Consider the following 23,786-nt stretch of genomic DNA (forward strand, 5'->3'; position numbering starts at 1 on the left):
GCCGTGACCGAACGGTTGAACGGCCCGCAGGGCCCGTCGTCCGACGACGGGCCCCCTCCCGGACCGTCACGCTCCTCTGACGCCGAGGGTTCCGCCGTCGCGGGCCCCGGCGCCACACCCCCCGAATCCGGTACGGCGAGCACGCCCCAGGCGGCCCCCGAGGTCGCGACGGCCGGGGCCGCCGCCCCGACGGCGGTGGCCACGCGCCGCGGACGCCTGGGCCCCTCACCGATGATCGCCTGGATCTTCCTGCTCCCGGCGGCGCTGCTGCTGGGCGTCTGGGTGATCTATCCGATCGGCTACTCCCTGTATCGCAGCCTCTTCGACGCCTCCGGCCAGTCCTTCGTCGGCCTGGCCAACTACGGCACCATCTTCACCGACCCCGGCACGCTGACCACCATCCGCAACAACCTCATCTGGGTGGTCGTCGCGCCGATCCTGGTCACCACGCTGGGACTGATCTTCGCGGTGCTCACCGAGCGCATCAGGTGGGCCACCGCCTTCAAGCTCATCGTGTTCATGCCGATGGCCGTCTCGCTCATGGCGGCCGGCGTCATCTTCCGTCTGGTCTACGAGCAGGACCCGGACAAGGGCGTGGCCAACGCGATCCTCACCACCGTGCGCGACACCTTCTCCCCCAGCCAGGGCTACCCCGACGCCCGGCCCCGGGAGGGCGACACGGTCAGGGCGGCCGACGGCGGCGTGGTCGCCACCGGCCAGCCGGCGCTGATCCCCCTCGTCGGCATCAAGGCCGCCGACATGCCGCCGAACGCCCAGCCCGCCAAGCCGGGCGGCTCGGGGACGGTCTGGTTCGACTTCACCCCCGGCGGCGGCGGGCGCAACGGCCAGATCGACGGCACCGAGAAGGGCCTGCCCGGCATGACGGTGGAGGCCGTGCAGAACGGCAGGGTGGTGGCCACCGCCACGACCGCCGAGGACGGCACCTTCAGCTTCGAGGGCGTCAACGGCCCCTATGAGGTACGGCTGCCGCGCTCGAACTTCGAGGCGCCCTTCAACGGCCTGAGCTGGCTGGGCCCCACGCTCATCACACCCGCGATCATCGGAGCCTTCGTGTGGGTGTGGGCGGGCTTCGCCATGGTGCTCATCGCGGCCGGCCTGTCCGCGATCCCGCGTGATGCGCTGGAGGCCGCCCGCATCGACGGGGCGACCGAGTGGCAGGTGTTCCGCAAGATCACCGTGCCGCTGCTCTCCCCCGTCCTGCTGGTGGTCTTCGTCACGATGATCATCAACACGCTCAAGGTCTTCGACCTGGTCTTCATCATCGCCCCGCCCTCGGTGCAGCCCAACGCCAACGTGATCGCGCTGGAGATGTGGCGCGTGTCCTTCGGCGGCGGGAACAACCAGGGCCTCGGCAGCGCGCTGGCGATCTTCCTGCTCGTGCTGGTGCTGCCCTTCATGATCATGAACATCCGCCGGTTCAGGAGGGAGCAGTCATGAGCATCGCTCCTAGCCCCGCCGAGGAGGCGTCATGACGGCGACGACGGTCGACCGGCCCGCGCCCAGGCACGCGGGCGAGATCAAGCGCGGCGTCGTCGGCAGGCTGGTGGACGCCCTCGGCAGCGGCGTGGTCCAGGTCGTCATGGTGCTCATCGGCCTGTTCTGGCTGGTGCCCACGCTGGGCCTGCTGGTGGTCTCCCTCCGCGACGAGGCCGTCAACAACGCCGAGGGCTGGTGGACCGTCTTCACCAAGCCCGCCCAGCTGACCATCGAGAACTACTCCAACCTGCTCGCCACGGGCTTCACCGCGTCCTTCTGGAACACGGTGTTCATCACCGTGCCCACGACGGTCCTGGTCATCGGCATCGCCGCCATGGCGGCCTACGCCTTCGCCTGGATCGACTTCCCGGGCCGCGACACGCTCTTCCTCATCGTCGTCGGCCTGCTCATCGTGCCCATCCAGATCGCGCTGATCCCCATCGCCGCCCTGTACGGCGGGCTCGGCATCTTCGGCACCATCCCCGGCGTCGTGCTCTTCCACGTCGCCTTCGGCCTGCCGTTCGCCATATTCCTGCTCCGCAACTTCTTCGTCGGCATCCCCGCCTCGCTGCTGGAGGCCGCCAGGATGGACGGGGCCACCGAGTGGAAGATCTTCTCGACCGTCGTCTTCCCGCTGGGCAAGCCGGCGATCGCCTCGCTGGGGATCTTCCAGTTCCTGTGGGTCTGGAACGACATGCTGATCGCCCTGGTGTTCGCCAACACCGAGTCGCAGCCGATGACCAAGGCGCTGCAGTCGGAGATGCGGCAGTTCGGCACCAACGTCGACATCCTCGCCCCCGGGGCCTTCATCTCGGTCATCATCCCGCTGATCCTGTTCTTCGCCTTCCAGCGGTACTTCGTCCAGGGCATGATGGCCGGTTCGGTCAAGTGATCGGCGCCGGGCGCCTGCCTTTCACGGGGGCGGGCAGGCGCCCGGCACACGGAGAACCGGCGACGATCATCCTCAAAATCGGGAATGCCGTAACACTTTCCACCAAATGCCCGAAAATCCTGCATGAAGCGACTCCTGGCGCTCCCCGTAGCAACGCTCCTCACCCTCACCCTCGCCGTCCCCTCCTCCGCCGCGACCGCCGGAGCTCCCGGCGCGGGCGACCCGTACTTCCCCACCCAGGGCAACGGCGGCTACGACGCCCTCCACTACGACCTGGCGCTCGACTACAACCCCAGCTCCGACGCGCTCCTCGGCGTCGCGACGATGAACGCGCGCGCCACCGAGGAGCTCAGCCGGTTCAACCTCGACCTCGTCGACGACCTCACGGTCCGGTCCGTGACCGTCCAGGGCGCGGCGGCGGCCTTCTCCCAGAGCGGCACCGAGCTCGTCGTCACCCCGGCGACCGCACTGCCCAATGGACAGGCGTTCACGGTCGTGGTCCGCTACGACGGCAAGCCGACCCACGTCGTGGACCCGGACGGCTCGCGGGACGGCTGGATCCGCACCAGCGACGGCGTCTACAACGCCAACGAGCCGCAGGGCGCGATGACCTGGTACCCCGGCAACCACCACATGACCGACAAGGCGACCTACCGCTTCACCGTGACCGTCCCCGACACCAGGGTGGCCGTGGCCAACGGCGACCTGACGTCCAGGAGCTCGGGCGGCGGGCGCACGACGTACGTCTGGGACGCCAGGGAGCCGATGGCCTCCTACCTCACCACGGTCTCGATCGGGAAGTTCCACCTCAAGGACGAGAAGGTCGGGAATTTCAGGGTCATCACCGCGGTGGACCCGAAGCTGGCCGACAAGGCCACGGCGTTCGCCCAGCGCCACGCCCCCGTCCTGGACTACTTCAGCGGGCTCTTCGGCCCCTACCCCTTCTCCTCCACCGGCGGGATCATCGACCACGAGCCGAACGTCGGCTACGCCCTGGAAACCCAGACCCGCCCGATCTACCCCGTCGTCCCCTCCGAGCGCCTGCTCGCCCACGAGCTCGCCCACCAGTGGTTCGGCAACTCGGTGACGCCTGCCCGCTGGCAGGACATCTGGCTCAACGAGGGCTTCGCCACCTACGGCGAGTGGCTCTGGCAGGAGAAGACCGGCACCCGCACCGTCCAGGCCTCCTTCGACGCCGCCTACGCCACCCCGGCCGACGACGCCTTCTGGCAAACGCCCACCGCCGACCCCGGCGGCCCGGAGAACCTCTTCCACGACCCCGTCTACGACCGCGGCGCGATGACCCTGCACGTGCTGCGCGAGGCGGTCGGTGACACCGCGTTCTTCGCGATCCTCAAGGCCTGGGCCACCGAGCACAGGTACGGCAACGCCGACACGGCCGCCTTCATCGCCCTCGCCGAGCGCGTGTCCGGCAGGCAGCTCGACGCGCTGTTCGACGCCTGGCTCTTCAAGCCCGGCAAGCCGGCGCTGTGAGGCGCTGACCCGGCGCGGCGCCGTACCCCACCAGGCCCGGCTTGTGAAACGGCTCGGGACGCTCCGCCTAGCGCCGCGCGCAGAGCCGTTCCGGAGCGAGCTCGGGAGCGTAGCGCCGCCATTCCTCCGGGGTCAGCTCGCGGCCCGCGCGAGCGCACGCCTGGGCCACGGCCAGGTCGGGGTCGACGACGTGCCGGGTCAGCAAGGTCGCGCGCTCGCCGCTGGAGGGTCCCGTCAGCGTGAGCCAGGCGCCGCGGGCGTCGAAGGCGATCGCCGAGGTGAACTCGGCCGGGCTCGCCACGACGGGGCCGAGCTGGCGGCCGGAGGCCAGGTGCCACAGGCGTGCCTTCCGGTAGTCGCCCTCCTCGACGGCGGCCAGGAGCCTGCCGTCGGGAGAGAAGACGACCCGGTCGCCGCCGGCGAGCGGCCTTCCGGCACGCCGGCCCGTGCGCGTGTCCCACAGGACCACGGGCCCGTATCCCGCCGTCGCCAGCGTGCGGCCGTCCGGGCTGAAGGCCAGGTCGAGGATGGGGCGGCGGTCCAGCCAGAGGACCTGCCCCGTCCCCAGGCGCAGCAGGGCGGTGCGGTTGCCCGCGTGCACGGCCAGGGTGGTCCCGTCGGGACTGAACTCGGCGAGCTCGGCACGGGTCCCGTCCTCCTGTCGCGCCACGTCGTCGGTCAGGCCGAACGTGCGCGTCCGCACGCCGCGCGCGACGTCCCACAGCTCGACCACGGGCCCCCGCGGGGAGCCGGAAGCCGTCGCGAGCAGGCGGCCGTCGGTGCTCACGGCGATCGTCTCAGGAGACGCGCCGGGCAGCCGCAGCGACCGGCCGGGACGCCATCGCGCGAGGTCCCAGAACACCAGCCGCGACTGCGCCTCGGCGTTCAGGTCGAGCAGGAGCGTGCCGCCGTCCCGGCTGAGCAGGGCGCGGCTCCAGGACTCAAGCTCGGCCTCCGGCTGGAGCTCGCCCACGTCGATCACCGGACCCGCGGGCTTGCCGTACGGCAGGCGCAGCAGCTCTACGCGCCGCGACTCGGGCCGGGGGCACACCAGCAGGAGCCGCTCGCCGTCGCCGGCCGGGTCGCAGTCGCCGGTGCCCGGCAGCGACGGCGGCCGGGTCAGCGGCTCGACGTCCAGGACCAGGGTGCCGTAGAGGCCGGAGAGGCGGTCGAAGACGAGCCGGCGGCCGTCCGCCGTGAAGGCCGGTTGGGGGAACTGCCGCCGGCTGACCGGGGAGGTGGGGTAGGACAGCAGCCGCGTCCCGTCCTCCACCCGCCACAGCGTGAGCGTGGTCTCCTCGGCCCCGGCCAGAAAGCCGCCGTCGGCGTCGAGGGCGAGGTCGACGAGGGGTGCCGGGATGTCCTCGCGCACGGGCTTCCAGCTGCCGGCCCGCAGCAGGCGGACCGACTCCCCCGCGCCGACGGCGAGCAGCCTGCCGTCGCCGCTGAAGGCGGCGCTCGGCTCGTCGGGCGCCGACACCCGGCCGCGGGCGAGGGTCGTGGTGGCCCCGCCGTGCCGTGACCACGCCTGGGACGAGCCGTCCAACCTCTGGACCACCACGTGCCGGTCGTCGGGGCTCGGCACGAGGGCCGTCACGCCGCTCCAAGTCCTGACCGGCTCGCGCGCCCGCATGTCCCACAGCCGCCACCGGCCGGGGTCCGTGCAGGCGGTCAGCACCGCCAGCGCGCCGGAACGGCTGAAGCTCTCCGGACACCAGCCGGGCGCGAACGGCACGCCGACCGGCTTGCCCGTGGCGGCGTCCCACAGCCGGATGCCGTCCTTCGCCCTGGCCGCGAACATCCTGCCGTGGTGGTCCAGGGCCGCGTGGACGGGGATCTCGGCGGTGTGGGCGAACGCGCCGACCTGCCGTCCCGTCTCCGCGTTCACGATCCTCACCGAGTCGTGCGACACGTCCGCGTAGGTCGTGCGGTCGCCGCTCCAGATACGCTCGCCCGCCGTGGTCTGGTCCGGATCGGGCAGGAGGGCCCGCTCGACCTGGGCCGCGGACGCGACCAGGCTCGACCACGCCTCCACGGTGCGCGCGGTGCGCCAGGCGGCCACGCTGAGCAGCATGCCGACCGCGGGCTCGTCGGCCCTGACGTCGTCGGCCCGCGCCGCCAGCACCCGGGACAGCGCCTGGTTCCCCTGTTCCACGGCGGTACGGCGCTGCCGTTCGGCGAAGGCCACCGCGCCGAGCGAGACCGCCAGGAGCAGGGCGAGCGTCGCGGTGACCGCGCGGCGGACCCGGGTCCGCCGTCTGACCTGGGCGGATCCCGCGTCGAGGTACTCCCGTTCGAGCCGGGTCAGGGCCAGGTGCCGCCGCCCGGTGGCGAACCAGCGCAGCACCCGGTCCAGGCGGTCGCCCTGGACGAGGTCCGCGGGGTGCCGCCCGTTCCTGTCCCACTGCCGGGCGCCCGTGGTCACCCCGGCGACCAGGGCCAGGCCCTCGTGGTCCTCGGCGACCCAGTCGCGTAACCGGGGCCAGGCCGTGACCAGGGCGGGGTGGCACAGGGCGAGCTCGCCGTCGTCGTCGGCCAGGAGGCCGGCCGCGCCGTACACCGAGATCAGCGACGTGGCGGCGGCCACCCACGGGCCGGGCCGGCTGTCGAGCAGCTCCTCCTTGGCGAACGGCCGGACCGCCGTCTCGCCGTCCCCGGTCACGGCGACCAGGCGCAGGAACACCTCGGGCGCCACCTCGCGCTCCCGCTCGGACAGCTCCCGGTACAGCTCCTCGGCCACCGACCCCAGGTCGGGTTCCACGGCGGCGGGCCGTCCCGCCACCTCCGCGGCCTCGCGCCCACCGGCCGCCAGCAGCGCCTCCGCGCCGGATTCCGGCAGGTTGAGCAGCCGGAGGAGGACGGCGCGCGCCGTCGGCCGGGCCTGGGGATCACGGGCGAGCGCGCGGGACACGAGGTCGCGCAGGTCCTCGGGCAGGTGGCCGAGCTCGGGTTCGAACCGCAGCACCCGCCCCATCACCTCGACCGGTTCCCCGCCGGGGATGGCGTCGTGGCCCAGCGACGCGAACAGCACGACCAGCGCCCACGACCACAGGTCGGCGCAGGCGCGGGCCCGGCCGCCCGAGTAGACCTCCGGAGCCAGGTAGTTGGGCGAACCCATGAGCGGGCCGGTCGAGGTGGGGGTGAACCCGTCGGTCCTGGCCAGCCCGAAGTCGATCAGGCGGGGCCCGTCGGGGCCGATGACGATGTTGTCCGGCTTGAGGTCGCGGTGGACGATGCCCGCCTCGTGGATGGCGGCGAGCCCGGTGGCCACGCCGATGGCCAGGCGGCGCAGCGCGCCCGCCTCGTACGGCCCGGCCTCCTCGACCACGCGCCGCAGGGTCCGTCCGGGGATGTACTCGCTGACGATGTACGGCTGGGCGGACGGATCCATGCCGGCCTCGTCGACCCGCGCCTCGACGACCTCCGCTGTGCAGAAGGACGCCACCCGCCGCAGCGCGCGCACCTCCCTGGCCAGGGCGTGCCGGGACAGGGAGCTGTCCAGCCGCGGAACCTTGATCGCGACCCGGCGCCCGTCCTCGCCGTAGCCCTCGTAGACGACGCCCTGCCCGCCGGAGCCCAGCCGGCCGGCCAGCCAGTAGTCCCCCAGGCGTTGCGGGTCGGACGGCAGAAGCGGAGACAGCGGCACCCCGTATTCTCCTGTTTGCGAATGTCTGCGAACGGATCCCCTGACGAGCTGAAGTGGATTCTTGTCAATGGCGAGTGGTCCGGCAATGAACTTACGAATTATGGGCGGGCTTGACCTGGTTGTGGAGGGGCGAAACCTGACCCCCACCGCGCCGAAACACCGCGACCTCCTGGCCGTGCTCGCCCTCAACGCGGGCCGCCCGCTGACCGTGGAGCGCCTGCGCCGGATGCTGTGGCCCGCCGAGGACGGCGACCGGTCGGACTCCCTGATCCGCGGCTACGTCGGCCGGCTCCGCGGCGTCATCGGCAAGGACGCCATCGCCAACGTCCCCGGCGGCTACGTGCTCAACGTGCCGGACGACCGGTTCGACGTGGCCCGCTTCCGGTGGCTCGTCCAGGAGAGCGCCCACGACGCCGAGCGCGCGCCGGAGATGCTGCGCGAGGCGCTCGCCCTGTGGCGCGGGCAGGTGCTGGAGGACGTCGACCCCGACGGCACGCGCTGGCGGGAGACCGGCAGGCTGCGCCGCGAGCTGGAGGAGTTACGCCTGTTCGCGCTGGAACGGCGGATCGAGCTGGACCTCGACGCCGGGCGCCACCGCGAGCTGCTCGGCGAGCTGCGGCGGCTGGTCGAGGAGCACCCCACCTGGCAGCGCTTCCGCGGGCTGCTGATGCTGGCCCTGTACCGCAGCGGGCGCCGGGTGGAGGCGCTGGAGGCCTACGCCGAGCTGCGCACCGAGCTGGACGAGGGGCACGCCATCGTCCCCGACCCCGACCTGCAGCTCCTCTACCACCGCATGCTCCACGACGACGTGTCCCTGCACGTCTCGGTGGGGCCGCCGGTGCTCCTGCCGTACGACGTGGCCGACTTCGCCGGGCGCGAGGACCAGATGAGCCGGCTGGCCGAGCTGCTCGACCGGCCCAGCCCGGTCGTGATCCACGGCATGGCCGGCGTGGGCAAGTCGGCGCTGGCCGTCCACGCCGCCTGGACGTACCGGACGCGGTTCCCCGACGGCATCCTCTACGCCGACCTGCGTGGCCGGCCGGGCGACGCGGGCACCGCCTCGGCGCTGCTGGAGGACTTCCTGCGCTGGCTCGGCTGCCCCGCGCCGGCCATCCCGGCCGCCCTGGAGCGGCGCGAGCAGCTCTTCCGCGCCTACACCGCGGGCCGCCGGATGCTGGTGCTGCTGGACAACGCCACGTCGGAGGAGCAGGTCAGGCCGCTGCTGACCTCGTGCGCCACGGTCGTCACCAGCCGCTCGCCGCTCGGCGGGCTGACCGAGGCGGTCCGCCTGCCCGTGGCCGAGCTGCCCCACCGGGACGCCGTCGACCTGCTGCGCAGGCTGATCGGCCAGGATCGCACCCGCGACCCCGCCCCGGTCCACCGGCTCGGCGAGCTGTGCGAGGGGCTGCCGCTGGCCGTCCGCATCGCCGGCGCCCGCCTGGCCTCCCGCCCCGGCTGGACCGTGGACTACCTCGCCGACCTGCTGGAGGACGAGCGCGCCCGGCTCGACCACCTGCGCTCGGGCGGCCGGTCCGTGCGCGGCGTGTACGCCATCGGCTACGAGGACCTGCCCGGCGACGCCCGCCGGCTGCTGCGGCGGCTCGGCGCGCTCCCCGCGACCGGGATCTCCGACTGGATCGCCGACCACCTGGGCGGCGGGGCCGACGTGCTGGTCGAGGCGGGCCTGCTGGAGACCGTCGGCGTGGACGAGGCCGGGCAGCTGCGCCACCGCATGCACGACCTGACCCGCCTGTACGCCAGGGAGCGGCTGGTGGACGAGGAGGGCGAGGACGCCGTGCGCCGGGTGCTGGCCGCTCTCGCCCCGGTGGTCCTGGCCCGGGTGCGGGCGTCGCGGTTCCTGCCGGTGTCCAGGCCGGAGCAGCCGTTCACCACGATCGACGTGCGCGAGTCGGTGAACTGGCTGCTGGCCGAGCGGGCCTTCCTCGTCGGCCTGACCGGCGACCTGCACGCGCACGGGCTCCGGGAAGAGGCCTTCCGCCTGGCCCACCTGCTGCCGCCGTTCTTCGAGCGCCACGCCTTCCTGGACGACTGGGACCGCACCAGCCGGGTCGCGCTCGACGCCGCCCCCGACGACCGCGCCGCCGCGTCCGCGCTGCGGGACCGGGGCGACCTCCACCGGGCCAGGGGCGAGTGGGAGGCCGCGCACGAGTGCCTGCGGCGGGCGCTGGCGACCTGCCTGCGACTGGGCGACACCCGGGGCGTCGCCCAGGTACGGCGCCGCCTGGGCCAGGTCCACCTGGAGCAGGGCAGGCTCGGCGACGCCGAGCGCAACCTGGCCGCCTGCCTGGCCGAGCTCGGCGGCCGGGACGCCGACGCCCACCGCGCCTTCGGGCTGGTCGCCCACCGCACCGGCCGGCACGAGCTCGCCGAGCGGAACCTGGAGCTGGCCATCGGGCTGCTGGCCGAGCTCGGCGACCGGCACAGGCGGGCCGACTGTCTCCTGGACCTAGCCGCCGTACGGCTGTCGCGCGGGCTGCTCCCCGAGGCCCACGCCCTCGCGCAGGAGGCCAGGACCATCGCCGCGCGACTCGCCGACCGCCGCCTGGACGCCCGCGCGCTGGCCACCCTGGCCGACGTCGCGCGGGCGGAGGGGCTGTCCCGCCGGGCCGGCGACCTCGCCGCCGAGGCCGCCGCCCGCTACGCCGGCATCCGGGGGCGTTAGCGGCTCCACAGATCCTCAACATGGCCTCAACGCGCCCCGCCCTACGTTCTCCTCACCTCGGCAGAGGACCTGCCGAGCGAGAAGGGAGAACGAAGATGATCAGCACTTCGGCCCGCGCGGCGCTCGCCGCGACCGCGCTCGCCGCCACCGCGATCGTCGGCGGCTCGGCCCTGGCCGCCCCCGCCACCGCCTCCGCCCAGTCCGCCGCCTTCGCCGGCACGTCGGGCTCGTGCAGCAAGAGCGGCGCCTACATCAACTTCACCGCCCACTACCACAACAGCAGCCGCCACCACGTCTTCACCTGGTTCGAGTGGACCATCGGCGGCAACGGCGTGCGCAACAAGAACAACGTCGAGGTCAGGGTCAAGCACGACAACCGCCTCGGCCACGACCCCATCTACTGGACGTGGGTCTCCCCCGACAACATCCGCAAGGGCCGCTCCACGCTGACCCAGGACCAGCGCAACGGCGCGCCGGTCCCGCGCGGCGGCGTCAAGGTGCCCAAGAACCAGCGCGCCTACACCGAGTTCAAGGCCGTCTTCGACAAGCGCGGCGACGACCCGCGCTGCACCGGTCACACCCGCAACGTCTGACCCGGTCGATTCTGAGGAGCGGGGTCACGCCTACCACCGGCGTGACCCCGCGCCCTTGCCCACGCCCCTGCTCCGTGCCCCTGCCCCGCGCCTATGCCCGCGCCCTTGCCCTGCCCCGCGCCTACGCCCCGCGCCCCTGCTCCGGGAGGCTCCCATGCGCATGTCCACCCGTTCCCGCCTGTTCGTGGGCCTGGCGTCGGCCCTCGCGCTCGCCGGCTGCGCCGCTCCCCGGGCGGACCGCCCCGTCGCCGCCGGCCCGCCGGTGATCCTGACCGGCACCTCGACCGGCGTCGTCGTCGCCGACCCCGCCAGCGGGTCCTACCGCGGCTACACCGCCACGGGCCGGCTCGTCTGGACCGACCGGGACGCCTACGCGCGGAACGCCGACGTGGTCTGCACGGCTCGCTGCCCCGAGGCGGTCGTCTCCGCCCCGGGACCCGGGCGGCCGCGCCGCCTGTCGGAGGCGGCCGGCACCGCTCTGCCGTACACCGGCCGTGTCCTCAGCGTGCGGGGCGACTCCGACGCCGTCGTCGCCTCCGCCCGCGGACTCCAGGTGTTCAGGACCGACGGCAAGCCGCTGACCATCACGGCGCCCGAGGCCGCCTGGCAGGAGGACCCCACCCGCACGGTCGCCCTGGCCCTGACCGGAAACGGGCACCTGTGGTTCGCCCGCGACCGCCACGGCTGGCGGGCCGCGGGCCGTACCCCCGCGGCCCCGGGCTCCTGGGGCGCCTGCCTGGCCGAGCGGGGGGCGCTGGCCGTGCTGGTGGGGCCGCACCCGGTCCTGCTGGTCAACCGGCGGCCCGTGCCACTTCGGACCGATCTGAAGGTCGTGGGCGAGTGCGCCGCCGGCCGCCACGGCGCGGCCGTCGTCGACCGCTGGATGGATGGCGCGGGGACCCGCCACACGGGCGTCCGCGGCGTGGCGCCGGACGGGCGCCAGACCTGGTCCCGCGACATCGCCGCCGAGGCCGAGGTCGCCGCCCACCCGTCCGGCCGGAAGTTCGCCCTGGTCCACGGCGGCGCCCTGGAGGTCGTCGACGACCTCGGCCGCACCGTGCTCCGCCGTCCCGGCGTGGGCTCCGCCCTGTTCACCGAGACCGGCACCCTCATCGTCGCCACCCTCGACGGCCGCGTCGCGCCCGTGTTGTGATCGTTTCGGTACGGCTCCCGCCGCCGTTCGGGGCGCGAGCCGTACCGGGCGCGAGTAAGGTGAGCGGACATGGCCGGTCGTCCCCTGCACGAAGTCGTCGAAGCCGGATGGGCGAGGGCGCTGGAGCCCGTCGCCGATCAGATCGCCAAGATGGGCGAGTTCCTCCGCAAGGAGATCGCGGAGGGAAGGCAGTACCTTCCCGCCGGAGCGCACGTCCTGCGGGCCTTCAACCAGCCCTTCGACGATGTCAAGGTGCTCATCGTGGGCCAGGACCCCTACCCCACGCCCGGGCACCCGATCGGGCTGTCGTTCTCCGTGGCCGCCGACGTGCGGCCGCTGCCGGGCAGCCTGGTCAACATCTACAAGGAGTACATGGCCGACCTCGGCTATCCGCCGCCCTCCAACGGCGACCTGACGCCGTGGACCGAGCAGGGCGTGCTGCTGCTCAACAGGGTGCTCACCGTCATGCCCGGCAAGCCCGCCTCCCACCGCGGCAAGGGCTGGGAGGTGGTCACCGAGCAGGCCATCAGGGCGCTGGTGGCGCGCGGCAAGCCGCTCGTGGCCATCCTGTGGGGCCGCGACGCGCGCAGCCTCGCCCCGATGCTCGGCGACGTCCCCCGCATCGAGTCGGCCCACCCCTCCCCGCTGTCGGCGCGCAGCGGTTTCTTCGGCTCCAGGCCCTTCAGCCGCACGAACGAGCTGCTGGTTCAGCAAGGCGCCGCTCCCGTGGAGTGGAAACTGCCCTAGGCTCTCGGTTCATGAGCGATGAAGAGAAGTTCCTGCGCCTGTCGCTGGAGCTGACGGTCGAGGTGCTCGACGTCGCCGCCCTGCAGGCGGCCGCGCTGGCCAAGGTCCACGACCCGGAGGCCGAGCTCAGCGACGAGGAGCGCAAGGAACAGGCCGAGCTGGTCTCCACGGACGAGACCGGAGCGACGGCGCTGTACTGGCTCATCGAGCCGGATCACGTGCTCCAGCTGGTCAAGCACATCCGCGAGGTGGAGCCCCGCGAGGCCGAGCTCGGCGTGGAGCCCTCCGAGGGGCCCAGCGACGAGGACGACGAGGACCACGACCACGACCACTGAGGCAGGCGGAGGCCGGGGCGGCGGCCCCGTCCCGGCGTCCGCGGAAGGAGCATCCGAGTGATCGTCGCCTTCTCCATCACCCCACTGGGCGTCGGCGAGGGCGTGGCGGAGCCCGTGGCGCGTGCCGTCAAGGTCGTGCGCGACAGCGGGCTGCCCAACCGCACCGACGCCATGTTCACCACGGTCGAGGGCGAGTGGGACGAGGTCATGGCGGTCGTCAAGCGGGCCGTCGAGGCGGTGTCGGAGGTGGCGCCGCGGGTGGGCCTGGTGCTCAAGGCCGACATCCGGCCCGGCGTCACGGACGCGATGACCGCCAAGGTCGAGTCCCTGGAACGGCACCTGTCCCAGGGCCTCCGGGGGTAGAAGCCTGGAGCTTCGGGGGTAGGGCCAGCACCACCCCCGAAAGGATGCTGGCGTCATGGTGGGCGCCCACGCCCGCCGCCTACCGTGACGACCATGGGGCAGTCGATCTACCGGGACACCGCGCGGATCTTGGCGGGCGTGCCGTATTCCCTGGCCGGTCTCGTGGTGCCGGCGGCCGGGCTGGCGCTGCCGGCCGTCTCGCTCCTGTGGCCGTCCGTCCCCCTCGCGCTGGGCGTGGCCGCCGGTGGCGCGGTGCTCGCCGTCACGCCGCCGGCCGCCTCGGCGCTGGCCGACCGCCAGCGGCGCCGCCTCGGGCTGGGCGCCCCTCGCCGCGGCGGCCAGTGGCGGCTGGACGTCGTGTACGGCCTGACCAGCTGCTTCGTCTGCCTGGCGACCGCGCTCGCGACCGTCGTCTGGTGGACGGTCGGCGTGGCGTGCCTGGCCTATCCGCTGTACGGCTGGGCCCTGCCGTACCGGCTGCCGACCATCGGCACGGCGTTGTGCGTCCTGACCGGTTTGCTCGTCGTCGTCGCGTTGCCCGCCGTGGTGGGCGCCTGCGCCCGGGCGCAGGTCGCGTATGCGCGGCTTCTCCTGGTGGTTCCCTCGCCGTCGCGCGAGGTGTCTCCGGTCCCGCTCGTCTCCTCCCGATAGCCCGCCTGTAATACTCGACTTCGGATATACCTTGACCGAATAGAAGACGCGACATATCGTGTCCCTGTCCATTGAGATGCGATATGTCGCGTCTTCTTCAGGAGGTCAAGGCATGAACCACGAGACCATCCCCGTCCTCATCGTCGGCGGCGGGTACGCCGGGCTGAGCGCGGCCACAATGCTGGCCTGGCGCGGCGTCCCCGTCATGCTCGTCGAGCGTCACCCCGGCACCTCGATCCAGCCCAAGGCCTTCGGCGTCAACTGGCGGGCCATGGAGCTGCTCCGCGTCGTCCCTGGCCTGGAGCAGGAGCTCACCGAGCTGTCCGGCCGCATCGGCGAGGGCATGCGCATCGCGATCGCCTCCAGCCTGCGCGACCCGGCGCCGCGCATGATCCTCGACGAGAACGCCGACCTCTCCTTCATCGCCGATGTCACGCCCGCGCCGAGCGTGGGCGTCCCGCAGTCGGCGGTCGAGCGCATCCTCCGGGCCAAGGCCGAGGAGCTGGGCGCGGACCTGCGCTTCTCCACCGAACTGGTCGACCTGGAGCAGGACGAGCACGGCGTGACCGCCACCCTCCGCGCCCTTCCTCGCACGGCGCCCGCGGCCACCCCGGGCACGGCCGACACCGGGACCACGGACAGCAGGACGACGAACAGCGAGGCCACGACGGTCGTCCGGGCCCAGTATGTGATCGCGGCCGACGGATGGCAGAGCCCCCTGCGCCGGCGGCTCGGCATCCCGGTGTCCGGCAAGGGCGAGCTGGGCCACATGTTCTCGATCCTGTTCGACGCGGACCTGTCCCAGCTGGTGCGGGAACGCGAGGTCACCCTGTGGTACCTGCAGAACGACGTCTTCACCGGCGCCCTCATCACGGGCACCGGCGTGGGCGGGCACGGCCTGGGCGTGAACTTCGACCCGGCCAAGGGCGAGAGCGAGGCCGACTTCACGCCGGAGCGCTGCGTCGAGCTGGTCCGCATCGGCACGGGCGTGCCCGACCTCGACGTGCGCATCCTCGACACCACCACGTTCACCCTCGGCCACGTGCTCGCCGAGCGGTACCGCGAGGGACGGGTCTTCCTCGCCGGGGACGCGGCCCACACGATGCCGCCCACCGGCGGCCAGGGCGGCAGCACCGCGCTCCAGGACGGCTGCGACCTGGCCTGGCGCCTGTGGCTGGTGCTGTCCGGCCAGGCGGGTCCCGGCTTCCTCGACACCTACGACGCCGAACGCCGCCCCATCGGCGCCCTCACGGCGAACGCCCAGCTCGCCAACCTGGCCGTCCGCATGCCTCCTTCCATGCGCTCGGACTACCCCGAGCCTCTCGAGGACCCGATCGCCGCGATCCTCGGGTACCGCTACCGCTCCTCGGCGATCATCCCGGAACCGGGCGACGACGGCTCGCTGCTGGAAGACCCTCGCACCCCCACGGGCCGCCCCGGCAGCCGCGCTCCCCACGTCCCCCTGAACTGGGAGGGCCGCACCATCTCCACGCACGACCTCTACGGCTCCGGTTTCGTGCTCGTCGCCGGGCCCAAGGGACACGCCTGGACGGACGCCGGGCGCGCGGTCAGGGACAAGCTCGGGGTACGGCTGGCGCCCCACCTGGTCAACGGCGAGCTCCAGGACATCTCGGGCACCTGGCAGCAGCTGTACGGTGTGGGCGACTCGGGCGCCGCGCTCGTCCGGCCGGACGGCTACGTGGCCTGGCGCAGCACGTCGTGCTCGCCGGACCCGGCCGCCGTCCTGGAGGACGCGCTCTCCCGGATCCTCTCCCGCACCTCCTGAGCTCTGCCATCCCTAACGCTCAGACACACCTCCTGAGCTCTGCGACTTCTTAACGCTCTGGCACCTCCTGACCGTCTCGCGCCTTCTGGCGCCTTCCCTCCCCGGTGCCCGTTCCTCGGCCTCTCACCGTCTTACGCCGCTTGGGGCACCATCGCTCTGCCTACCGGGCCGGTCCTGGCCGTGCGTGTCGGGGTGGGACCAACGGTGCCGACGTGCCGGTGTCCCCGCTTCGGCACCGCGCATACACCGCCCACGTGCCGGGTGGGACCCCACCCAGGTACGCGAGCCGCGCGCCGGCTTGTGCAGCGCACGGGGAAGCCACGGAAGGCGTCAGCGACCCGTGACGAGCGCGCTCGCCGGATAAACAGCCCGCCAAGGTGGGCAACGCTCCGGGGGAGACAGCCCGCCCGGATGGATAACCCGCGGGGTGGGGCGGCCGGGATCCCCAGCGAGCTGGATCAGGGGCTCTTCGTACCCGCAGGATCCCCTGCCCCAGGGACACGCAAGTGGTGGGTCTGCGCCCATCACGCCGCCCAGGCCTCATCCGCATCGACCGGCACCCGTCGGACGAGGCCCGGCCGCTGGGTCGCGCACAGCCAGTCGTTGAGCGTGCCCGAGAAGCCGGCTGGTGGGGCGACCTTGAGGCACGCCGCACGGTCCGTCGCCCCGGGAGCCGGGTCGACCCTGAGCCGTGGGACGGCGCCCAAGGACCCGGGGTCGTCGCAGGGCGTCAGCCGTACCAGGAAAGGCGTCCCGTCGTCGGGGGTGTCGCGGTCGACGTGGAGGTGGTCGCTGATCGTGCGGGCCGCCGAGCCGGGGTGGGCGGCGACGAAGGCGAGGTGGTCGGTGACCAGGCGGTGCGCCACGGCGCGGAGGAGGCTGACGGCGCAGAGGCTGTGCGCGCAGGCCGCGCCCTCCAAAGTGAGCTCCGGCAGCGCGAAGCGGCGCAGGCCGCGCGAGGTGACGCGAAGGCAGGCGCAGGCGTGGTTGTCCGAGGGGTTCCACGGCGGGCAGGAGGCGTGGTCGCGCACCTCGATGTCCCAGCCGACCCAGTCGTCGCCGAGCTGGAACTCCGGACGCTCGCCCGGGCAGCCGTCACAGGCGACGACCGCCGAGCCGGTGAGCGGGTCGACGACCAGGCCGCCGCACTCCTCGGCGAGCGCGCGGGCGGCCGCCCTGGCGACCTGGACCGCGTGAGGATGATCGTGCGGCGGCGCCGTACTGGACACCAGGACGTGATGGCGGGCCCGGCGAAGGAACCGCCGCTCGTCGTCGGGGAGGTTCACGCCCACCGGGCGCCAGGCGCACCGGCGATGGGTGACGGTGAGCGCGGGCGTGCCGAGGGCGGCGAGGGCCGCCCGTTTGTACGGCCTGCCGATGCGCCATGGCACGAGTGACTCCATCGCGACGGGCATCCGCTCGACGGCCACGACGAAGAGCGACGTCAGCGCGACGGGAAGCGAGATAGTGATCTCCATGACAGCCTCCGATGGCCTCCGGGGGAACCGACCGGAGCCAGGATGGAGGGTGGCGGAGGCCTCATGTGGGACCGAGCCGCGTTCTGTGGATAACTCGACGCCCCATGGCCGATGTCAAGGGCCGTAGGCCCCCGCATATTCGGCCAGCGGAACGCCTCCGGTGGTGGTCGCGGTCCCGAGCCGGTCGTTGGCCGAGCGCAGCCAGCGAACCAGGCGGCGTCCCTCCAGGCCGAGCTCCGCCCCGGCCTCCGGAGTGCTCAGCGCGGCTCCGAAGAAGTCGGCACGGGCCCAGCGGCAGACCAGGCGCTCGTCCACCTCGGCGGCCGTCAGGCCGAGGAGCTCGGCTCGGTCCGCGGCGGCCAGGTGGAGCAGCGCGCAGTGGACGTAGACGTGGAACGCGGCCATGGATCGGTCGACGCTGAACAACCGTCCCGCGCCACCCCACGGAACGAGGATCTTGTGACTCGTGTCGTCGCTGTACCCGTCCCGCAGCATCCGCCGCGTCAGTCTCACCTCCACGAGCTTTTGGTGCAGGCACTCGTGGAGCAGGGCGTCAGCCGTCTCCAGCGGATCCTCCAGCAGGTCTGCGCTGAGGTAGACCAGCAAGGGAGTGCCGTTGACGAACGCGCTGCTGAGATCGCCCTCGAAGAGGGCGAGCCCGCGGACGAGGGAGGTCGTCGGCGGCGCCACGTCCGGCAGCAGCTCGTGCAGCAGGTCGCGGGCGCGTTCGACGGCCGCCGCCGCGTTGGCCGACGGCTCCAGCATCTCGACGGTGAAGTCATGGCCGTCGTTGCGCATCGTCTGGTGGAACCTGTCGATGATCCGCTCGCCGAGCGGGTTGCCGGTCCAACCAGTCATGGTGACGAGGGGCTGTGACGGCACGTCTGGGCCGGCAGGCGCCTGGCCGAGGAGGTCGATCAGGTCGAGGGCCGTCTCCTGGGCGCGTTCACGGCTGGTCCGCAGGTGGATGAGCGACTCGTCCAGATATCCCCGGATGAGGATCTGATGGTACGGCGAGCCGGGCCACGGCCACGTCAGCGTGAAGCCGGGGAAGACGTCGGCGAAGAGTTCGGTCACGCCCTTGTAGAAGATGTCGGAGTTGGCCCTCAGCGAACGGCTGTCGCCGAAGATCCCCGTGGACAGGCCGCTCTCGACTTCCTTGGTTGTCACGAGACCATCTCCTTCGCCGGGCGGATGAGCCCCTGGGCGCACAGCGCGGACACGTGCTTGTCGAAGGCCGCCCGGGCCTGCTCGGCAGGCACCCCGCGTCCGGCGATCCCGGCGTATTTGGCCGCGGCCGTCTCCAAGGGGTAGGCCGTGGACAGTTCCAGCGCCAGCCAGCTCGACTTGTCGAGGATCAACACTCCTACGGGTTCCCTGAAGAACACGAAGGCGTTCGACATGTCCTCGTAGGGACTCAACGTCCACCCCTCGGTCTTCTCGTACTCGGGCCGCTCGCTCACGTCACCGTCATCCCTTCTCGCGCGGTCGGTTCGAGGTGCCGGTCCGCGCCGCGGACCGAAGGGGAGAGCATGCTCGCCGCCGCGACCAACGCGCCGACCACGGCGCACGCCCCGAGCAGGACCCCGGCCGCGCCCGCGTCTCCGGTCCCGAAGGTCTCGGCCAGGAATCCGTCGTCCATCAGGACGGACACATGGTCCGTGAGCGGCCCCGCGACCGCCATGGCGAACGGCACCGCGAGCTGGGCGACCGTTCGGCGCACCCCGAAGACCCTGGCTTGGAGGTCCAGCGGCACCGCTGACTGCCAGACCGACTGGTAGGCCCCGTTGATGACGGGGAGGACGAAGCCGGCGCAGAAGGACGCCGCCAGCCAGACAGGGGCACTCCAGCCGAGGGAGGTGGCGAAAGGCCCGAGCAGGCAGCCCGTGATCATGCCGAGGAGGATGAGGGGGATCCGGCGGGTCCGGTGCAGCACGAAGGACGCCGACAGGCCGCCGAGAACTCCGCCCACCCCTCCCAGCGAGGTCACCAGCCCGAGCAGCGCCGCGTCGTCGCCGCTGCGCATCATGATGAGGGGAACGGTCAGCACCGATCCCATGGTCACGACGAAGTTCATCATGAAGAACACCACGAGGAGCGCCCGCAGGGCCGGCCTGGCCACGATGAAGCCCAGGCCGGTGCGCGCTCCGGCGAGGCTCACGGAGATCGGCGAGCGCCGGCTGTCCTCGCGGGGCTCCCGGCCGGTTCGGGGTATGGCCGTCACCGCGAGAGACGCCAGTCCGATCAGATAGCTGGCGGCGTCGACGAGCAGCACCCCGGACAGACCGAAGGCGCTCAGGAGCACGCCGCCCGCGAGCGGGGCGAGCACGGTCGACAGCGAGTCGGCCAGGCCGATCAGCCCGTTCGCCCGGGACAACCCCTCCTCCCCCGCCAGCAGGAGGACCACCTTGGAGTAGGCGAGCCAGTGCGCCGTCTCCACGATTCCTTCCACGGCGCCCACGACGTACAGGTGCCAGAGACTGAGCTGCCCGGTCGAGTAGAGGGCGACCAGCGTCAGTGCGATCGCCGCGAGAAGGCCGTCGCACCAGAGCATGAGCGCCTTGGGCGAGACCCGGTCGACATGGGCCCCGATGAAGGGGGCGAGCAGCAGTCCGGGAAGGAAGTTCACCAGGAGCAAGGTGGACAACGCGGTCGCCGAGCCCGTCGACTGCCAGGCCCAGAGGGTGACCGCGAACCATGCGACGCCTCCGCCCAACGTGGAGGCCGTCTGACCGATCCAGATGAAATAAAACGGTCTGAGTCCTGCGCCAGAAGGCAGGAGCATGGCGCACCAAACCCCCGGTGTGTATTACTATCCCCTTTACTCAATGCCGTGGAGACCATCTCAGATCGCGACTCCGGCCGTCAAGCGCCGTATGCCTTATTCCTTTGTCGGCTCCACCAGAAACTTCTCGCCGGGAGAACCCTCATGTCTTACGACAAGGCGTCTGACTATCCTGACGTGTTCCATCACTTCGCCGTCGCGGAGAGTGAACGCGCGGCAGAGTCGTGTTATCTCTATGCCCCCGTCTTTCCCTCTCGAGTCGGGGGCGTCAAGGCGGTGATCAAGAGAACGACCGGTCCGATGAGTTCCGCCGTCGCGATCTCCCGTTGGGTCCGCGCTCTCGCCGAACAAGGTGTCGGCGTGGTGACACCTCTCCGTTTGGACTCCGACAACCCCGCACAGGTCGGCGACAGGGTATGGGTGGCCTACCCGTGGGTCGACGGCCGGCCGTACAACGGCTCGACGGCGGACATCGTCGCGGCGGGCGACCTCCTGGGCCGCATCCACGCCGCCCAGGCGCCCACCGCCGACATGCCGCGGTTTCCCTGGCCCGACCACGACGCGGACTCGGTGGAGGAGGACATCACGGGTCTGCAGCGCGTGCTCGGCAAGCACGCGCCCGAGATCCACGACGAGGTGCTGGCGCGGATGGCTCCCTGGCTCGAGTCGTTCATGACCGAGACGCTCCCGCCGGTGCGTGACGGCGGGCTCCCGCGAGCCGTGGTCTCCATGGACTTCAAGGCCAACAACCTGGTCTACGTCGATGACGAGCCCGTCCTGATAGACCCCGACAACGCCGAGTACGCTCCGAGAATCCTCGACCTGGCGCTGGCCGCCCTGCTTTTCCACAACGAGACGGCCACGGCGCCGCCCCGGCTCTTCACCGGAGCGGAGTGGGCGGCGTTCTCCTCGGCGTACGGCAGGCACGTCCGGCTCACCGCGGCCGAGCTGGCCCTATGGCCCACGGTCCTGCGCTACATGCTCCTCGAGTGGGGCGTCTGGACGCTGATCGACGCCGACGAATGGGATGACTGGGACGACCCGCATAAGCGCAACTTCCTTGTCGACCTCGCCACGGTCGACCTCGGCAGATTCCCGCTGCCGGCGGAACCATATAACTCAGAATTCCATTGAAGTCAACAGGCCATAACAATTTACTGACACTGGATAAGTCAGTCATGGCCTAGTAAGGTACTCAGGGCGTCCAACGGGGGCGCTCGCGCGATGCGTGTCGCCGAGAGTTATGTACGGAGGATTCATGTCCAACGCCCTGCAAGAACTCGAGGCCAAACTCGAGGCCGCTTTCAACACCAGCGACTGGAGTCTTGACTCCGACTCCGTCATTGGCGAGGACGCCCTGTCCGACGTGGAGGAATCCTCGATTCGTCCCATCAACATGGACCTCGTCCCGCTGGGCGGCAGCAGGCCTCGCAGCAACTGAGAATCTGAACGACCGCCATTAGGTCGGCAGAACTCGGTGGGCGTCCTCGCGCCCACCGAGGGTCCACCAGCACACCACGGGGTTGACGCACACATGATCGTGCGCGATGTGGTTCCGCGCGCCCTTCTTGACGCCGCCGCGACGACGCCGACACCCGCCGTCCTCTACGACCTCGCGGCGATCGGCGAGACCGTGGCCGAGTTGCGGCGGGATCTGTCCCCGATACCAGACGTCCTGCTGTGTTTCGCGGTCAAGGCCAACCGTTGCCCGGCTGTCCTGCGGCACCTGGCCGGTCTCGGGCTCGGCGCGGACATCGCGAGCCCGGCCGAACTGGATCTCGCCCTCGCCGCGGGCATGAAGGTCATCACCGCGACCGCGCCCGCGCTGAGCGCCCCCGACCTGGCCGGCTTCCACGAACGGGGTGTCCTCCTCGACGTCAGCAGCGTCTCTCAGCTCCGGGTGTTCCTCGACGAGGTGGGTCCCGGCGCACGGCTCGGCCTGCGTGTGCGCATCCCGGTCTCCCCCGCGGAAAGGACGGGGAAGGGCATCGAGTGGAGCCGCTTCGGCGTCGATCCGGCGGATCCCGAACTGCATGAGCTGTTGCGCCGCTACCACGTGGAGGTGGTCCGGCTCCACGCGCACTCGGGCGAGCTCATGACGGCGCGCCGGGCGCGACAGCTCACGACGGCGCTCCTGGCCTGCGCCGAGCAGTTCCCCGCGGTCACGACCCTCAACCTCGGCGGGGGGCTCGCCGCCCTCTACACGCGGCCGGCCGAGGCCCGGCAGGCGTGGGCCGAGGTCTCCGCGGCTCTGGCCCGGTTCGCCGACGAGCGGGGCAGGCGATTCCAGATCGTGGTGGAGCCGGGGATGCTGCTCACCGCACTGGCCGGCTACCTGGTGGTGTCCGTCCGTGCCGTGGACGGGCACCCCGCCGGACACCGCGTGGCCACCGTGGACGCCTCGGCGTGGAACCTCCTGGCCTGGACCGCACCCCGCCTGGTCGCCCAGATCCCCCACCGTTCCACCCCCGTGGACACCTACGCCGTCGCGGGTGCGAGCTGCTATGAGGAGGACTACGTGACCCGCGAGACACGCGCCGCCGGCCTGCGGGTGGGTGACCGGCTGGTCTTCAACGCCGCCGGCGCCTACGTCACCAGCATGGCGCGGTCCATGCACGGGCTCGCCCTGCCGTACGAAGCGGCGCTCGTCCCCATTCAGCAAGGGAACTTCACAGAGTGAGCACTCATCAGGCGTTACTCGATCCGGCGGTGCTGCGCGCCCTCGACCCGTCCTTCATCGACCTGCCGTCCGAGGAGTCGGTCCTGGAGGGTGTGGCCTCGCGGTACGCCGTGCTCGAACTCGGAGCCGAGGATCCGCGGCGCGCGGCGGTCCTGGACGTCGTCGACCTGGCGGCCCTGCCCGGCGAACCGGACGTCGTCGTGGTGCGGCGTTACTCGCGCGGCGACTACGCGCTGCCCCACCGTTTCGGGGAGGAGGTCGCCGGCGCCGGCTGGGGCGTCCACGTGGCTCTGCAGGACTCCCTGGTCGACGGCCTGACGTTCTGGGACGGACAGGAGTTCACGCGCGTTCTGGACACAGCCGGGACACCGGTACGGCCGGCCATGGACGCCTGGTGCTGGACCAGTCCCGTCCGCGCCGACGTCCGATACACGGTCACGATCGGAGGACGCGCGTGAACGGCATCTCGATCACTCCCGACGTCGTGCGCGGCTGCGGCGAGATCATCGCCATGGCCGAGCGCTACCGGCGCCTGTTCAGCGACTATCCCGACCCGGCGGCCAAGCGGAACAGGCCGGCCGACTGGGACCCGCTCAACCCCTACCGGGACTCCGAGTACGAGGACGACGACAGGTATCACGTGCTCCAGATGGCGCAAATGCCCCGCGACCTCGCGCTGACCATCCTGAAGGGCATCGCCACACCCGATTGCGACCTGCGGAACTTCTACTTCCAGATCAACAGGTACGACATCGGCGACTACATCCTTCCGCATCGCGACAGCCTGCAGCAGGGCCTGTACATGCTCACCGACTCCGAGGTCGACGGGCTGGTGGTCCAGTCCGGACCCGGGCGCATGGAGTTCGTGCCCGACCGCGCGGGCACCCTGATCGAGCACGACCCGGCCGCCTGGCACTGGGTCGATCCGGTGCGCGACCACGTCCGCTACACGTTGGTGACCATTCCGGCACGTCCCCCCGCCCGCAGAGGCTGAAAAGGAGCC

21 protein-coding genes are annotated in these 23,786 nt (G+C 71.9%); 16 read left to right on the plus strand and 5 right to left on the minus strand.

The features are described from left to right. The first annotated feature begins 3 nt into the window (after nt 1-3). From BSB02_RS20900 to BSB02_RS20910, 3 genes are all read left to right on the plus strand, one after another. Nucleotides 4-1,458 (plus strand): ABC transporter permease, encoded by a 1,455-nt coding sequence (locus BSB02_RS20900; RefSeq protein ID WP_420855873.1) that lies wholly within the window; start codon nt 4-6, stop codon nt 1,456-1,458. 31 nt (nt 1,459-1,489) lie between these two features. Then, nucleotides 1,490-2,389 carry a carbohydrate ABC transporter permease gene (locus BSB02_RS20905; protein WP_084960895.1) on the plus strand — a complete coding sequence of 300 codons (900 nt, stop codon included), beginning with the start codon at nt 1,490-1,492 and terminating at the stop codon, nt 2,387-2,389. Nucleotides 2,390-2,512: 123 nt separating this feature from the next. Continuing rightward, nucleotides 2,513-3,883, plus strand: coding sequence for a M1 family metallopeptidase (locus BSB02_RS20910; protein ID WP_084960897.1), 1,371 nt, complete (start codon nt 2,513-2,515; stop codon nt 3,881-3,883). A 67-nt stretch (nt 3,884-3,950) separates the two neighbouring features. On the opposite strand, the gene BSB02_RS43055 is transcribed toward BSB02_RS20910, so the two are convergent. Then, on the minus strand, nt 3,951-7,529 hold the full coding sequence (locus tag BSB02_RS43055; protein WP_143590944.1) for a protein kinase domain-containing protein: 3,579 nt from the start codon (nt 7,527-7,529) through the stop codon (nt 3,951-3,953). Between the two features lie 100 nt (nt 7,530-7,629). On the opposite strand from BSB02_RS43055, the gene BSB02_RS39800 reads away from it, so the two are divergent. The 8 genes from BSB02_RS39800 (at nt 7,630) to BSB02_RS20965 (ending at nt 15,840) form a co-directional block, all read left to right on the plus strand. After that, on the plus strand, nt 7,630-10,212 hold the full coding sequence (locus tag BSB02_RS39800) for an AfsR/SARP family transcriptional regulator (protein ID WP_158088690.1): 2,583 nt from the start codon (nt 7,630-7,632) through the stop codon (nt 10,210-10,212). 95 nt (nt 10,213-10,307) lie between these two features. Next, the gene (locus tag BSB02_RS20935; protein ID WP_084960901.1) at nt 10,308-10,805 is read left to right on the plus strand and encodes a hypothetical protein; all 498 of its coding nucleotides are present in this window, start codon (nt 10,308-10,310) and stop codon (nt 10,803-10,805) included. Between the two features lie 154 nt (nt 10,806-10,959). Further along, the gene (locus tag BSB02_RS20940; RefSeq protein WP_084960903.1) at nt 10,960-11,958 is read left to right on the plus strand and encodes a hypothetical protein; all 999 of its coding nucleotides are present in this window, start codon (nt 10,960-10,962) and stop codon (nt 11,956-11,958) included. A gap of 69 nt (nt 11,959-12,027) precedes the next feature. Continuing rightward, nucleotides 12,028-12,705, plus strand: a complete 678-nt coding sequence (locus BSB02_RS20945) for a uracil-DNA glycosylase (protein WP_084960905.1) — start codon at nt 12,028-12,030, stop codon at nt 12,703-12,705. An 11-nt stretch (nt 12,706-12,716) separates the two neighbouring features. Continuing rightward, entirely contained in the window at nt 12,717-13,040 is a 324-nt protein-coding gene (locus BSB02_RS20950) for a hypothetical protein (protein WP_084960907.1), read from the plus strand. A 57-nt stretch (nt 13,041-13,097) separates the two neighbouring features. Next, complete coding sequence (locus BSB02_RS20955; protein ID WP_084960908.1) at nt 13,098-13,403, plus strand: MTH1187 family thiamine-binding protein; 306 nt, start codon at nt 13,098-13,100, stop codon at nt 13,401-13,403. Between the two features lie 93 nt (nt 13,404-13,496). Continuing rightward, nucleotides 13,497-14,054 carry a sensor domain-containing protein gene (locus BSB02_RS20960; RefSeq protein ID WP_084960911.1) on the plus strand — a complete coding sequence of 186 codons (558 nt, stop codon included), beginning with the start codon at nt 13,497-13,499 and terminating at the stop codon, nt 14,052-14,054. Nucleotides 14,055-14,166: 112 nt separating this feature from the next. Further along, entirely contained in the window at nt 14,167-15,840 is a 1,674-nt protein-coding gene (locus tag BSB02_RS20965; protein WP_158088691.1) for an FAD-dependent monooxygenase, read from the plus strand. A gap of 524 nt (nt 15,841-16,364) precedes the next feature. Here BSB02_RS20965 and BSB02_RS20970 read toward each other — a convergent pair. The 4 genes from BSB02_RS20970 to BSB02_RS20985 all read right to left on the minus strand — a co-directional run bounded on the left by BSB02_RS20970 (nt 16,365) and on the right by BSB02_RS20985 (nt 20,103). Beyond that, entirely contained in the window at nt 16,365-17,318 is a 954-nt protein-coding gene (locus BSB02_RS20970) for a hypothetical protein (RefSeq protein WP_084960915.1), read from the minus strand. Nucleotides 17,319-17,432: 114 nt separating this feature from the next. Beyond that, nucleotides 17,433-18,488: a hypothetical protein gene (locus BSB02_RS20975; protein WP_084960917.1), complete on the minus strand. Its 1,056-nt coding sequence runs from the start codon at nt 18,486-18,488 to the stop codon at nt 17,433-17,435. Then, a complete protein-coding gene (locus BSB02_RS20980) occupies nt 18,485-18,781 on the minus strand; it encodes a hypothetical protein (RefSeq protein ID WP_084960919.1) in 297 nt (98 codons plus the stop codon). The genes BSB02_RS20975 and BSB02_RS20980 overlap by 4 nt, the downstream gene beginning before the upstream one ends. Beyond that, entirely contained in the window at nt 18,778-20,103 is a 1,326-nt protein-coding gene (locus BSB02_RS20985; protein WP_084960921.1) for an MFS transporter, read from the minus strand. The genes BSB02_RS20980 and BSB02_RS20985 overlap by 4 nt, the downstream gene beginning before the upstream one ends. Before the next feature lie 360 nt (nt 20,104-20,463). Between BSB02_RS20985 and BSB02_RS20990 the strand changes: the two genes are divergently transcribed. The 5 genes from BSB02_RS20990 (at nt 20,464) to BSB02_RS21010 (ending at nt 23,777) form a co-directional block, all read left to right on the plus strand. Then, on the plus strand, nt 20,464-21,237 hold the full coding sequence (locus BSB02_RS20990) for a phosphotransferase (RefSeq protein WP_143590950.1): 774 nt from the start codon (nt 20,464-20,466) through the stop codon (nt 21,235-21,237). Between the two features lie 124 nt (nt 21,238-21,361). Next, nucleotides 21,362-21,544: a hypothetical protein gene (locus BSB02_RS20995; protein WP_143590952.1), complete on the plus strand. Its 183-nt coding sequence runs from the start codon at nt 21,362-21,364 to the stop codon at nt 21,542-21,544. Nucleotides 21,545-21,637: 93 nt separating this feature from the next. Next, the gene (locus tag BSB02_RS21000; protein WP_084960927.1) at nt 21,638-22,783 is read left to right on the plus strand and encodes a diaminopimelate decarboxylase family protein; all 1,146 of its coding nucleotides are present in this window, start codon (nt 21,638-21,640) and stop codon (nt 22,781-22,783) included. Beyond that, the gene (locus tag BSB02_RS21005; RefSeq protein ID WP_143590954.1) at nt 22,780-23,241 is read left to right on the plus strand and encodes a hypothetical protein; all 462 of its coding nucleotides are present in this window, start codon (nt 22,780-22,782) and stop codon (nt 23,239-23,241) included. Before BSB02_RS21000 ends, BSB02_RS21005 begins: the two co-directional genes overlap by 4 nt. Continuing rightward, nucleotides 23,238-23,777 carry a 2OG-Fe(II) oxygenase gene (locus tag BSB02_RS21010; RefSeq protein WP_084960931.1) on the plus strand — a complete coding sequence of 180 codons (540 nt, stop codon included), beginning with the start codon at nt 23,238-23,240 and terminating at the stop codon, nt 23,775-23,777. Before BSB02_RS21005 ends, BSB02_RS21010 begins: the two co-directional genes overlap by 4 nt. Nucleotides 23,778-23,786: the final 9 nt, after the last annotated feature.

Origin of the sequence: Thermoactinospora rubra (assembly GCF_002093975.1) — a bacterium.
Classification (GTDB): Bacteria; Actinomycetota; Actinomycetes; order Streptosporangiales; family Streptosporangiaceae; genus Nonomuraea; species Nonomuraea rubra_A.

Coding starts and splice junctions, on each gene's coding strand:
- BSB02_RS20905 (WP_084960895.1), top strand. CDS start 1,490: ATGACGGCGACGACGGTCGACCGGCCCGCGCCCAGGCACGCGGGCGAG.
- BSB02_RS20910 (WP_084960897.1), top strand. CDS start 2,513: ATGAAGCGACTCCTGGCGCTCCCCGTAGCAACGCTCCTCACCCTCACC.
- BSB02_RS39800 (WP_158088690.1), top strand. CDS start 7,630: ATGGGCGGGCTTGACCTGGTTGTGGAGGGGCGAAACCTGACCCCCACC.
- BSB02_RS20935 (WP_084960901.1), top strand. CDS start 10,308: ATGATCAGCACTTCGGCCCGCGCGGCGCTCGCCGCGACCGCGCTCGCC.
- BSB02_RS20940 (WP_084960903.1), top strand. CDS start 10,960: ATGCGCATGTCCACCCGTTCCCGCCTGTTCGTGGGCCTGGCGTCGGCC.
- BSB02_RS20945 (WP_084960905.1), top strand. CDS start 12,028: ATGGCCGGTCGTCCCCTGCACGAAGTCGTCGAAGCCGGATGGGCGAGG.
- BSB02_RS20950 (WP_084960907.1), top strand. CDS start 12,717: ATGAGCGATGAAGAGAAGTTCCTGCGCCTGTCGCTGGAGCTGACGGTC.
- BSB02_RS20960 (WP_084960911.1), top strand. CDS start 13,497: ATGGGGCAGTCGATCTACCGGGACACCGCGCGGATCTTGGCGGGCGTG.
- BSB02_RS20965 (WP_158088691.1), top strand. CDS start 14,167: ATGAACCACGAGACCATCCCCGTCCTCATCGTCGGCGGCGGGTACGCC.
- BSB02_RS20970 (WP_084960915.1), bottom strand. CDS start 17,318: ATGGAGATCACTATCTCGCTTCCCGTCGCGCTGACGTCGCTCTTCGTC.
- BSB02_RS20985 (WP_084960921.1), bottom strand. CDS start 20,103: ATGCTCCTGCCTTCTGGCGCAGGACTCAGACCGTTTTATTTCATCTGG.
- BSB02_RS20995 (WP_143590952.1), top strand. CDS start 21,362: ATGTCCAACGCCCTGCAAGAACTCGAGGCCAAACTCGAGGCCGCTTTC.
- BSB02_RS21000 (WP_084960927.1), top strand. CDS start 21,638: ATGATCGTGCGCGATGTGGTTCCGCGCGCCCTTCTTGACGCCGCCGCG.